The 12562-nt window shown below is 67.6% G+C and carries 17 protein-coding genes; 5 read left to right on the top strand and 12 right to left on the bottom strand.

Annotated features, from left to right (window positions below; translation table 11 throughout):
- Positions 1-111 precede the first annotated feature (111 nt).
- Both FSYMDG_RS02700 and FSYMDG_RS02695 read right to left on the bottom strand, forming a co-directional pair.
- Positions 112-498, bottom strand: coding sequence for a VOC family protein (locus FSYMDG_RS02700; protein ID WP_013872069.1), 387 nt, complete (start codon positions 496-498; stop codon positions 112-114).
- A gap of 189 nt (positions 499-687) precedes the next feature.
- Complete coding sequence (locus tag FSYMDG_RS02695) at positions 688-1566, bottom strand: LLM class F420-dependent oxidoreductase (RefSeq protein WP_013872068.1); 879 nt, start codon at positions 1564-1566, stop codon at positions 688-690.
- 99 nt (positions 1567-1665) lie between these two features.
- Here FSYMDG_RS02695 and FSYMDG_RS02690 point away from each other — a divergent pair, with 99 nt between their 5' ends.
- The 4 genes from FSYMDG_RS02690 (at position 1666) to FSYMDG_RS02675 (ending at position 3651) form a co-directional block, all read left to right on the top strand.
- The gene (locus FSYMDG_RS02690; protein ID WP_013872067.1) at positions 1666-2040 is read left to right on the top strand and encodes an ArsR/SmtB family transcription factor; all 375 of its coding nucleotides are present in this window, start codon (positions 1666-1668) and stop codon (positions 2038-2040) included.
- Positions 2041-2456: 416 nt separating this feature from the next.
- Entirely contained in the window at positions 2457-2942 is a 486-nt protein-coding gene (locus FSYMDG_RS02685) for a DUF2975 domain-containing protein (RefSeq protein ID WP_043602825.1), read from the top strand.
- Positions 2942-3163 (top strand): helix-turn-helix domain-containing protein, encoded by a 222-nt coding sequence (locus tag FSYMDG_RS02680; protein ID WP_013872065.1) that lies wholly within the window; start codon positions 2942-2944, stop codon positions 3161-3163. Before FSYMDG_RS02685 ends, FSYMDG_RS02680 begins: the two co-directional genes overlap by 1 nt.
- Positions 3160-3651 (top strand): ISAs1 family transposase, encoded by a 492-nt coding sequence (locus FSYMDG_RS02675; RefSeq protein WP_202797666.1) that lies wholly within the window; start codon positions 3160-3162, stop codon positions 3649-3651. Before FSYMDG_RS02680 ends, FSYMDG_RS02675 begins: the two co-directional genes overlap by 4 nt.
- A gap of 22 nt (positions 3652-3673) precedes the next feature.
- Here the strand turns inward: FSYMDG_RS02675 and FSYMDG_RS02670 are convergent, their stop codons facing one another.
- The 9 genes from FSYMDG_RS02670 to FSYMDG_RS02630 form a co-directional block, all read right to left on the bottom strand.
- Positions 3674-4324: a hypothetical protein gene (locus FSYMDG_RS02670; protein WP_131772073.1), complete on the bottom strand. Its 651-nt coding sequence runs from the start codon at positions 4322-4324 to the stop codon at positions 3674-3676.
- A gap of 37 nt (positions 4325-4361) precedes the next feature.
- Entirely contained in the window at positions 4362-5252 is an 891-nt protein-coding gene (locus FSYMDG_RS02665) for an IS3 family transposase (RefSeq protein ID WP_237703101.1), read from the bottom strand.
- A 17-nt stretch (positions 5253-5269) separates the two neighbouring features.
- Positions 5270-5560, bottom strand: coding sequence for a transposase (locus FSYMDG_RS27845; RefSeq protein WP_043602641.1), 291 nt, complete (start codon positions 5558-5560; stop codon positions 5270-5272).
- 55 nt (positions 5561-5615) lie between these two features.
- Positions 5616-5819: a hypothetical protein gene (locus FSYMDG_RS02655; RefSeq protein ID WP_131792571.1), complete on the bottom strand. Its 204-nt coding sequence runs from the start codon at positions 5817-5819 to the stop codon at positions 5616-5618.
- A 245-nt stretch (positions 5820-6064) separates the two neighbouring features.
- Positions 6065-7192 (bottom strand): helix-turn-helix transcriptional regulator, encoded by a 1128-nt coding sequence (locus tag FSYMDG_RS29380; protein ID WP_013872064.1) that lies wholly within the window; start codon positions 7190-7192, stop codon positions 6065-6067.
- Positions 7189-8337, bottom strand: a complete 1149-nt coding sequence (locus FSYMDG_RS02645; RefSeq protein WP_050803301.1) for a helix-turn-helix transcriptional regulator — start codon at positions 8335-8337, stop codon at positions 7189-7191. The genes FSYMDG_RS29380 and FSYMDG_RS02645 overlap by 4 nt, the downstream gene beginning before the upstream one ends.
- Positions 8338-8524: 187 nt before the next feature.
- Positions 8525-8935 (bottom strand): arsenate reductase ArsC, encoded by a 411-nt coding sequence (locus FSYMDG_RS02640; RefSeq protein WP_013872062.1) that lies wholly within the window; start codon positions 8933-8935, stop codon positions 8525-8527.
- A 24-nt stretch (positions 8936-8959) separates the two neighbouring features.
- Positions 8960-9790, bottom strand: coding sequence for an aquaporin (locus tag FSYMDG_RS02635; RefSeq protein ID WP_013872061.1), 831 nt, complete (start codon positions 9788-9790; stop codon positions 8960-8962).
- Complete coding sequence (locus tag FSYMDG_RS02630; protein WP_043604572.1) at positions 9790-10344, bottom strand: ArsI/CadI family heavy metal resistance metalloenzyme; 555 nt, start codon at positions 10342-10344, stop codon at positions 9790-9792. The genes FSYMDG_RS02635 and FSYMDG_RS02630 overlap by 1 nt, the downstream gene beginning before the upstream one ends.
- Before the next feature lie 107 nt (positions 10345-10451).
- Here FSYMDG_RS02630 and FSYMDG_RS02625 point away from each other — a divergent pair, with 107 nt between their 5' ends.
- Entirely contained in the window at positions 10452-10871 is a 420-nt protein-coding gene (locus FSYMDG_RS02625; protein WP_131796150.1) for an ArsR/SmtB family transcription factor, read from the top strand.
- Between the two features lie 96 nt (positions 10872-10967).
- Here FSYMDG_RS02625 and FSYMDG_RS02620 read toward each other — a convergent pair whose 3' ends face one another.
- The gene (locus tag FSYMDG_RS02620; protein ID WP_013872058.1) at positions 10968-12485 is read right to left on the bottom strand and encodes a PstS family phosphate ABC transporter substrate-binding protein; all 1518 of its coding nucleotides are present in this window, start codon (positions 12483-12485) and stop codon (positions 10968-10970) included.
- Between the last annotated feature and the right edge of the window lie 77 nt (positions 12486-12562).

Genomic DNA, 12562 nt, shown 5'->3' with positions numbered 1-12562 from the left:
CGCCCGCTCAGCCGGGCTGTGTGTACCGCGGCCTGCGGATTCCGTGCCTGGCCCCGCCGAGATCCGGTCGGCGGTGAGAAGAAGCCAGGCGGGCCGGGAGGGCCGGAGCGCTCAGCGGCGGTGAGCGATCTGGATGAGGTTGCCGCAGGTGTCGTCGAGGACGGCGATGGTGACCGGACCCATTTCCGTCGGCTCCTGCGTGAAACGGACACCGAGGGCACGCAGACGCTCGGCCTCCTTGTGGACGTCGTCGACAGCGAACGACGTGTACGGAATACCGTCGGCGACAAGTGCCTCCTTGAACGGGCGGACGGCGGGATGCCCGTCCGGCTCCAGCGCCAACTCGACGCCGTCCGGGGCGTCCGGGGAGACAACAGTGAGCCAGCGGTGCTCGCCCAGCGGGATCTCGGTCTTCTTCACGAAGCCGAGCACCTCTGTGTAGAAACGCAGGGCCTTGTCCTGATCATCGACCAGGATGCTGGCCAAATTGATCTTCATTGCTTTTCGCTTCCTGTTTGCGCGTGCCGTGGCCGTCGTCGCGTGATCTGATCCAACGGTAACGTGTCGAGATGGTGGAACTTGTAGCGGCCATCACGGCAGGTCACGACCAGCCAGGCGCGCCGTGCACATCCCCAATCCAGTTGTGTTCCCCGGCCGGCGCCGCGTTTTCTCAGCTGCCGCGTTTCCTCACAGGATGGCGGCGGCGAGGGTCTGCCATGCCTGCCTGGGCGGGCGGCCGCTGCGGGTGGCCAGGTCGATGTCCGGTGAGAGGACCTGTATGGCCACGTGATCCGCGCCGGCGTCGTGATGTTCGGCGATGCGCTTCGCGATCTGGTCGGGGGTGCCCCAGGCGACGAGGGTGTCGATGAGCCGGTCGCTGCCGCCGCCCGCGACGTCGTCCTCGGTGAAGCCGAGGGCCAGCAGGCTGCGCACATAGTTCGGCAGCCGGAGGTAGTAACCGACGCTGGCACGGGCAAGAGCTCTGGCGGTGGACGGGTCGGTCGCCAGGACGACTTTCTGCTCCGGGGCGAGCAGCGGGCCGGGGCCGAGCGTCTCGCGGGCGATCCGGGTGTGCTCGGGCGTGATCAGGTAGGGGTGGGCGCCGGCCGACCGCTGCCCCGCCAGGGTGAGCGCCTTCGGACGCAGCGCCGCGAGCACCCGCTGGTCGACGGGCACTGGCTCGGCGGCGTTGTCGAGCGCGTCGAGGTAGTCGGCGAGATAGTCCAACGGGCGGGTGTAGGAGCGTCCCAGCCGCTCCACGATCGGCGCGTGGCTGACGCCCAGCCCGAGCAGGAAGCGGTTCGGGTGGGCCGTTGCCAGCCGGTGGAAGCTCGCGGCCAGCTCCGTCGCGTCGACCGCCCACACGTTGACGATCCCGGTGGCCACTACCAGCCGGTCCGTGGCGGCGAGCAGTTTCTCGGGCAGCTTCAGGTCGGGTGCGGCGGCGCCGAGCCACAGGGCTCCGTAGCCTGCGGCGTCGATCTCCGCCGCGGCCTCGTGGGCGTCGTCGGCCTCCCAGATGTACGACGGGGACCAGATGCCCACCCGGCCCAGCTGTATCGCCATGACGATCTCCCTCGCGTGTTCGATGGTGGTCGAATAAACGTGAGTGTACGATACCTGTCGAACATATAGGGAGTTCGAGAAGACGAACCCGAGGAGACGATGGCCGGTCAGGCTCGACGCGCCCGCACTCTACGTCACACCGATCCGAAGGACGTGCCCCTGCAGGACGCCCTGGAGGCGCTCGCGGACCCGGTCCGCAGGCTGATCCTGCGGACGTTGGCGGGCGAGCCGGAGTTCACCCGAGCCTGCGGCACATTCGATCTGCCGGTGTCGAAGGCGACCGCCAGCCACCACTTCGCCGTGCTGCGGGCCGCGGGGCTGCTCGAACAGGTCGACCAGGGGCCGCGCCGACTCAACCGGCTTCGCCGCGCCGAGTTCGACGCCCGTTTCCCGGGCCTGCTCGGCCTTGTGCTCGCCGAGGACGAACAGCCCGGACCAGCGCCGCGTGACGCCCACACCGCTCCGTCCCGGTAGCCTCCGAACACTGGTCGACACCCAGGACGAGGGCAACGCCCACGCCTGTTCGCCCCGGTGCCGCTTCGGGCCGACCGGGGCGAACAGGACCCGGGGCGAACAGGTCGTGTACGGCGGAGAGGTCCCGCCTGTTTCCTGTTTCGTTCCTTCTGCTTCGTTCCTGCTTTCCTACTTCGCCGCGGTCGGCGTTGCGACCAGTCCGCCCGCCAGGGCTTCGGCGTAGTCGGGTGGCGTCCGATTTGTGCTCAAACGAGGCCGACTTCGACAAGATCGAGACGGTTCGCGCGAACGCCATGCCATGGGAGGCGGCGGCGTCCCGCCACGGTGCGAAACTGCCGCCCACCCTCCGTCCCAGCCCTTGTTTCACCTATCGAATTTCGATAGATTCCCATCGCAAATCGATGGAAGGGCGAGCCATGGGAAAGCTGACAGTGCGTGCGCTGCGCGCCGTGCTCGTGGTGGTGCTCGCCGGCACCGCGTTCATACAGGCATTGATGGTGTGGGCGGTGGCCACCGACCCGGAGGACGAGTCGCTCCCGCTGACCCCGCTGCGCCTGATCACGATCCTGGGCATGATGTCGGTCCAGGTCGCCCTGGTCTGCGTATGGCGGCTGGTGACGATGGTGCGACGCGGAACCGTGTTCTCCCACGCCGCCTTCCGGTACGTGGACGTCGTGATCGGCGCGATCGTGGCGGCTGCCCTCGTGTGGTTCGCGGTCACGGTCCTCAATGCGCCGGGCCAGCGGGACGACCCGGGCGTCACCGTCATCATGGGCGGGGTTGGCGTGGCCATCCTGGGGGTCGCGCTCATCGTGCTCGTACTGCGGATGCTGCTCGCCCAGGCCGTCGCGCGCGACGTCGAAGCGGCACGGATGCAGGCCGAGTTGGACGAGGTGATCTGATGCCGATCGCCGTCGACATCGACGTGATGCTGGCCAGGCGGAAGATGTCCGTGGGCGAGCTCGCGGACCGCGTAGGGATCACGCCCGCCAACCTGGCGGTACTCAAGAACGGCCGCGCCAAGGCGGTGCGCTTCGCGACGCTCGCCGCGCTCTGCGAGGTGCTCAGGTGCCAGCCGGGCGACCTGCTGCGCTGGGAGGCCGAGGACGCCGCGGGCGGATGACATGCCCCAGGGCGGGCGTGAAAACGCCTGGCACCACCGGCCCGCTGCAGGGCCGCACCCGCGACACCGGCCACGGCCGCGGCGAGATCCGCCGCATCAAGGTGTGCACGGTGAACAGCCTGCTCTTTCCCGGCGCCCGCCAGGCCGTCCAGCTCAAGCGCCGCCGAGTGGACCGCAAGACCGGCAAGGTCAGCATCAAGACCGTCTACGCGGTCACCAGCCTCACTGCGGAACAGGCCACACCCGCCGAGCTCGCCCGGCTGATCCGCAGCCACTGGAAGATCGAAGCCCTGCACCACGTCCGAGACGTGACGTTCGCCGAGGACGCCTCCCAGCTGCGAACCGGCTCCGCACCCCGGGCCATGGCGACCTGGCGCAACCTCGCCATCGGCGCCCTTCGCCTCGCCGGGAAGAGCAGCATCGCCGCCGGCCTCCGGCACAACGCCCGCGACGCCAGCCGACCGCTCGCCATCCTCGGACTCACATGACCATGGAACAGACGTCACGCGACTACGCCGAAGCCCTGTCCGCCCGCGGGATGCCGGCGGCTGTTCTCGTCCGGAAGAATCCTCCTGGGCCGTCGACGGGGGCCGTTTCACGGTGTCCGGCGGCGGGCGGCAGGAACAGGCTGGCGCCCCGGACCGCAGCCGCCGCGAACGCGATACTCAGCAGCGACGCCAGCACAACGAGCAGGCGCGAGGTGTCCTCAAGGTGCAGGGCTATGATGACCGGCGCGCCGGCACCGAAATTCGCCATGAAGAATGTGCAGGGAAACACGACGAACAGGCCCAGCAGACCGACGGGGTTCCGCGCCCGCTCACGCAGCAGCGCCGCAAGGACGGCGAAGAGCATCACCTGCGCGGCCTCGAGCACACCGATGACCAGCGGGTAGTCGAAGACACGCAGCTCGTGCGGCCCCCAGTACGTGTAGGCGCCACCGTTGATACCGATCATCTCGAACGTGCAGGACATCAGCAGTTCAACGCCCGCCCAGGCGAACAGCCCGTTTCGCGTCAGCGTGCCGAGCCGGATCCTTCGGGCGATCGTGAGCGCGGGTGCCGCGTAGAGCACGGCGTAACCGCTGTGGGTCCAGATCGGCTGCGGGATGCCGAAGGCGGTGAAATGCGTGTACATTCCTTCGGTCGAATAGAAGTAGAGCATCAGTCTGGAGGGTTCCCACTTTCGTGGACAGTCCTAACTATGCAGCACGAAGTGTTTGTCCGTCAAATTCTTCCTCGAACTCGACAGGCGTGAGATAGCCGATCGAGGAGTGCAACCGCTGCCGGTTGTAGTAGATCTCGACATATTCGAAGATCCCCGCCCGGACGCGGTCTATGGTATCGAACGGGTGGAGGTGGACGAACTCCTTCTTGAGGGTGGCCCAGAAGGACTCCGCCGCGGCGTTGTCGAAACAGATCCCGGTACGGCCGACGGAGTTTCGGACGTTGTTGTCGCGACAGAAGGCGACGAACTCACGGCTGGTGTACTGACCGCCTCGGTCGGCGTGGAATATGACGCCGCCGGGTGGCCGCCGGCGGGTGACGGCCATACGAAGCGCGTCGAGAACGAGTTCGGTGCGCATGTGATCGGCGACCGCCCAGCCGACGATCTTCCGAGAGAACGCGTCGATGACGGAGGCCATGTACACCCAGCCATCCCAGGTGCGAATATATGTTATGTCGCCGTACCACAACTGGTTCGGTGCGGACGCGGCGAAGTCTTGGCCGACAAGATCAGGCAGCGATGAGGAGTCCGCGGCCTGCACCGTCGTCACCGGCCGGCGGGGACGCGGATGCACGCTGACCAGGCCCATCGTCGCCATCAGCCGCTGGACCCGCTTGTAGGCGACGGCGACGCCCTGGCGGCGGATCTCGTGGAAGATCCGCCGCACGCCGTACCGCCCCTCGTGACGGTCGAAAACAGCTCTGATCATGGTCGACAAGGTGGCGTCGTCCTTCTCCCTCCGAGACGGGCCGCGTTTCTTCCACGCATAGTAGCCCTGTCGGGACACGTCGAGTTTCTTGCACATGTAGTCGACGGGAAAGGTGTTCGCGCCGTCGGCGGACACAGGCTTCTTCGGAGCGTGTATCGAGATGAACTCGAACTTTACTTCTGCTCGCTCGCGAAGAAGCTCGCCGCTTTTTTTAGGAAGGCGATGTCCATCTGCGCCTGCGCGTACTTCTTCCGGAGCTCCTCAAGTTCCGCGCGCTCCGACACCGACAGCGGCCGCTCCTCGGTCTCGCCGTTCTCCTTCGCCTTCTTCACCCAGTTTCCCAACGTGGTCTCGTGGATACCCAGACTCTTCGCGACCTCGGTCACCGACCGGCCCGAGTCGAGCACCAACCTTACTGCCTCGGATTTGTACTCCTGGGTGAACTTCCGGCGAGCTGACCCCATGACGCTCCTTCCCTATGGACAGCGAACCTCAGGTTCGCTGTCCACGGAAGCGGGATCACTCCAGGCCTTCGTCGTAGAGCGGTTCGGCGAAGGCCGCCACCATGGCGGCGAGGACGATCAGGGCGTAGAAGGGTGTTCTTTCCTTCCGTCCCAGGTGTACCGCGTAACCGAGGAGGACCAGTGTGAGACCCCAGCTGCCGTACGTGAGAACGTCCTGAGTGGTCAGGTCAAGTTGATGGTCAACAGGTGCTGTCGGCATGGCTTCCCCATTCGTGCCGCGACGGAAGAAAGGCTGTGGCGACTGACGGACAACGGTTTTCCAGATCTTTCCCATGTCGAGAAGTGGCAGCGTGGGCAGGCCGGCCACGCGACATCACGAATTGTCGTGGCGCCGTCTGCTCCGGATCCGGTACTTCATGTTCGCCCGTCACCCTCGGCGGGTCATCTTCCCTGTTGGTGGTATTCCTACCCGGCGGTGGTAGACGCGGGGTGCGCCAGGGACGCTCAGTCCTGGACGACGCCGTGGTAGGCCGCGATCGCCTGGGAGCGGTTGACGGCGCCGAGCTTTGCGAGGATGTGCTTGACGTGGGTCTTGACCGTGCCGACGGTGATGACGAGCTGTTCGGCGATCTCCTGGTTGCTGGCGCCGCCCGCGATGAGCGCGAGCACCTCGCGTTCACGGGCCGTCAGCTCGTCGAGGCCGCCTTCGCTGCGGAACACCGATGACGCCGTCCGGGCGACGGGAGTGTCGTCGTCGGGAGCCGTGACGAGTTCGATCTCGGCCTCGGTGAGCTCCTCCAGCGCGGCGCCGACGACGGCCAGCGTCTGACGTACCCGGTCACGCTGGAGACGCAGACGCTCCACGAGCACCGAGCGCTCGTAGAGATGACCGAATCCCTCGCTGAAAGCCCACAACACGTCACGATCGGTCTCGTCGCAGGTATGCCCGCCGCTGCCGTGGTCGGCGTGCAGGAAACCGACGACACGCCCCGCGGGAGTGATCGGTGCCACCACATATGACGTCGCCTCGCCCGCCCGGATGATCGGATGCACCCGCGGGTCCGCGGTGTTCGTCACCAGGCCTGGCCGGCGTTCGCTCAGCAGCTCCGCTTCCAGGACGAGATCGTCCAACAGGATCTCGCGCTGGACCCACGCGGCGAACCACGGCTCGTCCCGTATCATTTTGTTGACCTTCCACGGCCGCCAGACGCCGTCCTCGACGCGCGAGAGCAGCACCCGCGCAAAGCCGCAGTTCGCCGCGATCTCCTCACATACGCGGTCCTCCAGCGCCTTCGAGCTGATCACCGTGCGCAGCAGGCTGAGCCCTCGTTCGCAGCGGGCGATGCGTCGTGCTCGCGATGCCATCCGCGTTTCGGCCTGCTCGACGGCCAGGTCCTGTAGATCGCAGACCAGCCGGGCCAGCGCCGCGGTCGACTCGGCGTCGGGCGCACCCGACAGAAGACGTTCGGCACAGGCCGCGCTCAGCGCGTCCGCCGCGTCCACCGCGTCCGCGCGGCCACGCTCCGGCTCGACACCCAGCAGCCGTACGGCACGCTCGAACAGGTCCGTGGCCCGCCCGCTCACGTTGCTCGTGGCCGGGGCGTCACAACTGGACTTCATGAGCGAATTCACGACTGGGACATTGCAATCTTGAGATATCGCGACACCGCTTCCGCGCGGTTGGCCGAACGTAGCTTGCGCAACACGCTCCTGACATGAGATTTGACCGTGTCCTCGCTGAGCACCAGCCGGTCGGCGATCTCGCTGTTGCGCGCGCCGGTGACCATGAGTTCGACGATCCGCCGTTCGCGGGCGGTCAGCAGGCTCGCCACCGGGTCGTCGGCAGCGGTCACGGGTCGGAAGAGGTCGGCGGCGCGGGAGGCGACGGCGCCGAGCTCCCGGTCACTGCGGGCGAGCAGGATCTCGTCCTCGGCGAGCTGCCGCAACTGCCGTTCGGCCAGCTCGAAAGCCTCCCGGGCCTGGGCCCGCTGCTGGGCGAGCCTCTCCAGCAGAACTGTGCGCTCGAACAGCAGGCCAAAGCCCTGGGCGAACGTCCACAGATTGTCACGATCCAGTGTTGTCAGCTCGCGACGCGACCCGTAGCAGTCGGCCTGCAGGAAACCGATCACCCGGCCGGCCGGCATCACCGGCGAGGCCACGTATCCCACGCTGTCCGACACGGCCATCAGCTCCTTGTTGGTCCGCGGGTCATCGGCCGCGATCACCTCGGCGGTGCGCCTGCGGATCAGCTCTGTCTCCAGGACGCCGGGTCCCAGCGGAATCCACGTCCCACGCAGATACACCTCCGTCGCCCGCGACACGCTCGGATCCAGCCCCGGTGCCAGCCATACCGCTTCGGCACGCCACGTCGACCCCCGACGCCGCGAGATCACCGCCCGGTCGAAGTCGCAACACGCTCCGAGCTCGGCCGCCGCCGCGGGCAGCAGCTCGGCGACGGTCTCACAGGCCCGCAGCTTGGCCAGCCCGCGATGGATCCGGGCCACCGCCGCGAACCGCACCGACACCGCGTACTCGCGCAGCTCTCCCCGCAACCGTCTGAGCTCGACCAGACCCAGGCACAGCTCACCTGCCGTCCGGGCGTCGGGCGTGGGACGGGCGCACAGCACGGCACGGATCTCGGCACCGGCCGCCGCGAGCGCCTGCGCCAGCTCCGACGACTCACCGGCGTCCTCCACCGCCGGGCCCTCCAGCACCGCACGCACCCGTTCCGCCAGCTCACCGACCCGGTCGAGTAGTAATTCTCGATCGACAGCCACCGGACAATCATGCTGGTCGATCGCATTACACGGAAGTGAAAGAAACAAAACACGACCCATCCGGTTGGACACCGGACGGACCGTCAGGGCATCTTCTTCGCCGCATGTTTCGATGGCTTTCCGGTGGCGCTGGCGCGCCCCGGGGTGCTGGGCGGTGGGCAGCGGGCCAGCCCCGAAGGTGAGATCGTCAGGAGACGGGAGGCAGGAGATCCTGGAGAAGTTTCTCGACACGAGCCCGGATCTCGTCCCGGATCAGGCGGACGGCGTCGATGCCCTGGCCGGCGGGGTCGTCGAGCTTCCAGTCCTCGTACCGCTTCCCGGGAAAGACCGGGCAGACGTCCCCACAACCCATGGTGACCACCACGTCGGAGGCTTCCACCGCCTCCGACGTGAAGACTTTGGGCGTCTGGGCGCCAAGGTCGATCCCCATCTCGGCCATGGCCGCCACCGCGACCGGATTGACCCGTTCGGCCGGCAGCGACCCGGCCGAACGCACGTCGACGGCGCCGCCAGACAGCCAGGTCAGCCAGCCGGCGGCCATCTGGGACCGCCCGGCATTGTGGACGCAGACGAACAGCACCGAGGGCTTCCCGGACATACGTCGGTTCCTTTCTTCGCGTCTTCACAACGAGATGCCACGGGCCAGCCCCGGCGCCGTACTGTTGGACGTCCGACCACCGGACGTCGTGGCGTCCGACGCGACGTCCCTGGACGCGGTAGTGGGCTGATTGCGGGGCGACAGCACCCGCGTGGCGTGGTCGGGAGCGGTCGGGGGTGGCGGGTAGAGCAGGCGCACCAGCCCGTAGCCGATCATGCCGCCGATGGCCTGCATGCCGACGAACGCCGGGACGGAGGTCGGGGCGATCCCGGCGAAGGTGTTGGAGAGCATCCGCCCGACGCTGATCGCCGGGTTCGCGAAGCTGGTCGAACTGGTGAACCAGTAGGCCGCACCGATGTAGGCACCGACCGCCGCCGGGGCTCGGTCGCCTCGACCAGAGCGCGTCAGCGCGAAGATCAGCAGGATGAGGCCGGCGGTCGCGACGACTTCGGCGAGCAGATGCGCGCCGGACGCCCGGTGCCGCGTCGAGATCGACACCGCCGGCTCTTCGAACATCAGATTCGCCAGCACCGCCCCGCCCACGCAGCCGGTGACCTGGGCGGGGACGTAGGCCGCGGCGTCCCGCCACGGCAGCCCGCCGAACGCGGCGTCCACCCCCGAGACCACCGGGTTGAAATGCCCTCCGGAGACCGGCCCGACCATCAGGATGATCGCGAACAGGCCGGCGGCGGTCGCAGCGGCGTTCTCCACCAGCTGCAGCCCGGTCTGTCCCGGGCTGAGCTGTGTCGCGGCGATCCCCGAACCGATCACCAGGGCGGCCAGCAGCATGCTGCCGATCGCCTCGGCGACCAGCCGGCGCGCCAGCGGCGGTGGGCCCGGCCGTACCTGTGCCATCAGCAGCCTGCGTGACCAGCACGACCTGCGGTGGCGAGCGGAACGGCCGTACCGGTGTCCGCCGTCGGGGCGCAGTCACCGCCTGGCCCGCACGCACACGCCGAACCCGGGCCGCCGCCCGGTTCCACCGTCCGCAGTGCCGGCCCAACCCCGGTAGCGGCGTCGGTCCTGTCAGGGACGTCTGCGAGCACCGTGTAGATCTCCCACGGGGCGCCGTCCGGATCGTCGACCCAGACCTTGTCCTGCACCGCGTAGCAGCAGGTGCTGTTCTCCTCGGTCGCCGTGTCCAGCCCGGCTCCGGCCAGCCGCGTGGTTGCCGCGGTCACCTCCTCGGAGGTGGTGACCTCGACGCCGAGATGGTTGAGCGCGCCGGCCACCCCGGCGCCCCGGGCCCGTGGGTTCTCGATCAGCACCAGCTTCAGTGGCGGCACGTCGATCGCGAAGTTCGCGTATCCCGGCCGGCGCTTCGCCGGGCCAGCCCCGAACAGCTTCGTGTAGAAGTCGACCGCCGCGTCCACGTCGGAGACGTTCAGCGCCAGTTGCACCCTGGGAATCATGATCACAAACTCTCGTCGCATCGATGACCATCAATGTCTTCCGTCAGACGCGACGATGCCCCCACACATAGACGGCTGTCAATAGGTGAGGCATGCTGAAGCGCATGGCGACCGCACCCCTGCCCACCCCGCTTCCCGCGCGCGCCGCCCCCACGGGCCCCGGCACGCGCGCGGATTCCGACGCGTCCGGCCTCGCCGGCCTCCCCGTGGTCTGCTGCACCCCGCTGACCAGGGCGCCGCTGCCCGCCGAGGAAGCGGAGCGACTCGTCACGGTCCTCAGAGCGATCGCCGTGCCCGCCCGGCTGCGACTCCTGTCGATGATCTATGCCCGTGAGAACGGCGAGGCCTGCGTCTGCGAGCTCACCGAGCCCCTCGGCCTGAGCCAGCCCACCGTCAGCCACCATCTGAAGGTCCTGGTGGACGCCGGGCTGATCACTCGGGACAAACGCGGCGTCTGGGCGTACTACCGGGCCGTGCCCGACGCCCTGGCTGCCCTGGCCACCGTCTTCGCGCCCCCACGGTAGCCGCCTGACGGCGCGGGGAAACCACCGTACGAAGCGGGTTCCGGTCCGGACCGCTCGGGCGACCTCATGATCAAGTACCCGTGGGAGTCACCACGATCACTGTTGGCAGCGCCTGAAACCCTCCGGGCTGTAGCACGGCAGGTGCCCATGGGCCTTCATCACGTCCTGGCCACCGCCCCTTGTCAGATAGTTCAGAAAACTTGCGGTGAGGGAACCCGTGGGCGGCTGGCCATAGGTGTAGGCGTACTCGATCTCCGTGAAGGGATAGCTGTCGTCACCGATGGCCTCGATCGACGGCGTCTGACCGTTGATACGCAGAGCGTGCAGGCCGCCGGCGGCGACAGCGGCCTGCAGTTCGCTGTATCCGATGGCGCCAGGGAGTTTCGCCACGGTTCGCAGCACCCGCTCGGTGCTGTCGAGTTCACAACGGACGACCCTGTCCTGCGGGGAGTTCCTGTGCTCACAGTCCAGCGAGGTCAGTGCCGGCTCCCCGAGCCCGTCGAGAATGCGCCGCCGGAACAGGTCACGGGTACCCGAGTTGGCGTCCCGGCTCACCAACAGGACCGGAAGGTCGGGGCCCCCGACCTGGCTCCAGTTGAGGATGTCACCCCGATAGATCATCCGTATCTGGTCGACCGTGAGATCCACGGTCGACACGCTGTCGTTCACCACCAGCGCGAACGCGGAAATCCCGATGCGCTCTCCCATCATCTGCGGATAACCGGCCGGCTTGGAACCGTCATAGACAGAGATCACAGCAGGCGGCCCGTCGGCGGTCTCGGTGGCGGCCTCCGCCAGCTCCTGGATACCCTCGTTGCTGCCGCGCGGACTCACCGTTATTCTTGTTTCCGGGCATTCAGACTCGTATTTTTCGGCAATTTCCCGTACGACCGGAGCGAAAGCGGTCGAACCGATTATGGTGAGCTTTCCGGTAGCGCAGCCGATGGGTGGCGGCACATCTCGGCGGACGACGATGACCGCCAGTGCTGTGACGCAGAGGGTGAGCAGAATGGTGATCCAGCGGGCGGGTCCGCTGAACAGGGGTGGGGTGTCGTCGACCGTCGTGCTGCGGTTGGGCTCCACCTTGCCATCCCGGATCCCGCCGGTGACTCGGACACCGAGGCCGACCCGGCCGCCGGTGAGCAGCACGAGCAGCTTGTAGTGTTGACCACGATTGAGTGGGACACGGGGCAGATGGATCATGCTGCCGCTGTGCCGCATGGCTCCCGGCGGAGCAAAGTGGTCCATCAGATGCTCGGCGTCGGACTGGGTGACGGCAACACCCCTGACAGTTCGCTCGGTGAAGACGACGGTGAGGCCGTTGCTGGTGTAGTCGGTGTCGGTGATGCCCTCCGCGCCGTCGTTTTCGATGCGCAGGAGAACAAGGGTGCCATCCGACATGTCAGGGAGGTCGTTGAACAGGCCGAGCCGCGTGTCCACCTGACTCTGCCCACCACGGTTGTCGCTGCCGATGGGAGTGTCCATCTGCACGCGATAGCCGATGCGTCTGCGGTGAGGTACCCGGCGTTCGTACCAGACCACGGCGAAGGAGGCCACGATGCCGAGCACCGCGGTGAGTACGGCCACGATGTTCTCGGTGCTCAGCCAGCCCACGTCCGCCCCATCCCCAAATGCACGGTCAGGCCGATATGTCGTTCAACGAACGTATGTGTTCCGCGTCAGGGCCGGCG

The organism is Candidatus Protofrankia datiscae (assembly GCF_000177615.2).
GTDB lineage: Bacteria > Actinomycetota > Actinomycetes > Frankiales > Frankiaceae > Protofrankia > Protofrankia coriariae.
This window is presented reverse-complemented; position numbering and strand designations above follow the sequence as displayed.

Coding starts and splice junctions, on each gene's coding strand:
- FSYMDG_RS02695 (WP_013872068.1), bottom strand. CDS start 1,566: ATGGCGATACAGCTGGGCCGGGTGGGCATCTGGTCCCCGTCGTACATC.
- FSYMDG_RS02670 (WP_131772073.1), bottom strand. CDS start 4,324: ATGCTCTACTTCTATTCGACCGAAGGAATGTACACGCATTTCACCGCC.
- FSYMDG_RS02685 (WP_043602825.1), top strand. CDS start 2,457: ATGGGAAAGCTGACAGTGCGTGCGCTGCGCGCCGTGCTCGTGGTGGTG.
- FSYMDG_RS02680 (WP_013872065.1), top strand. CDS start 2,942: ATGCCGATCGCCGTCGACATCGACGTGATGCTGGCCAGGCGGAAGATG.
- FSYMDG_RS02700 (WP_013872069.1), bottom strand. CDS start 498: ATGAAGATCAATTTGGCCAGCATCCTGGTCGATGATCAGGACAAGGCC.
- FSYMDG_RS02640 (WP_013872062.1), bottom strand. CDS start 8,935: ATGTCCGGGAAGCCCTCGGTGCTGTTCGTCTGCGTCCACAATGCCGGG.
- FSYMDG_RS02690 (WP_013872067.1), top strand. CDS start 1,666: ATGGCCGGTCAGGCTCGACGCGCCCGCACTCTACGTCACACCGATCCG.
- FSYMDG_RS27845 (WP_043602641.1), bottom strand. CDS start 5,560: ATGGGGTCAGCTCGCCGGAAGTTCACCCAGGAGTACAAATCCGAGGCA.
- FSYMDG_RS02635 (WP_013872061.1), bottom strand. CDS start 9,790: ATGGCACAGGTACGGCCGGGCCCACCGCCGCTGGCGCGCCGGCTGGTC.
- FSYMDG_RS02655 (WP_131792571.1), bottom strand. CDS start 5,819: ATGCCGACAGCACCTGTTGACCATCAACTTGACCTGACCACTCAGGAC.
- FSYMDG_RS02625 (WP_131796150.1), top strand. CDS start 10,452: ATGGCGACCGCACCCCTGCCCACCCCGCTTCCCGCGCGCGCCGCCCCC.
- FSYMDG_RS02675 (WP_202797666.1), top strand. CDS start 3,160: ATGACATGCCCCAGGGCGGGCGTGAAAACGCCTGGCACCACCGGCCCG.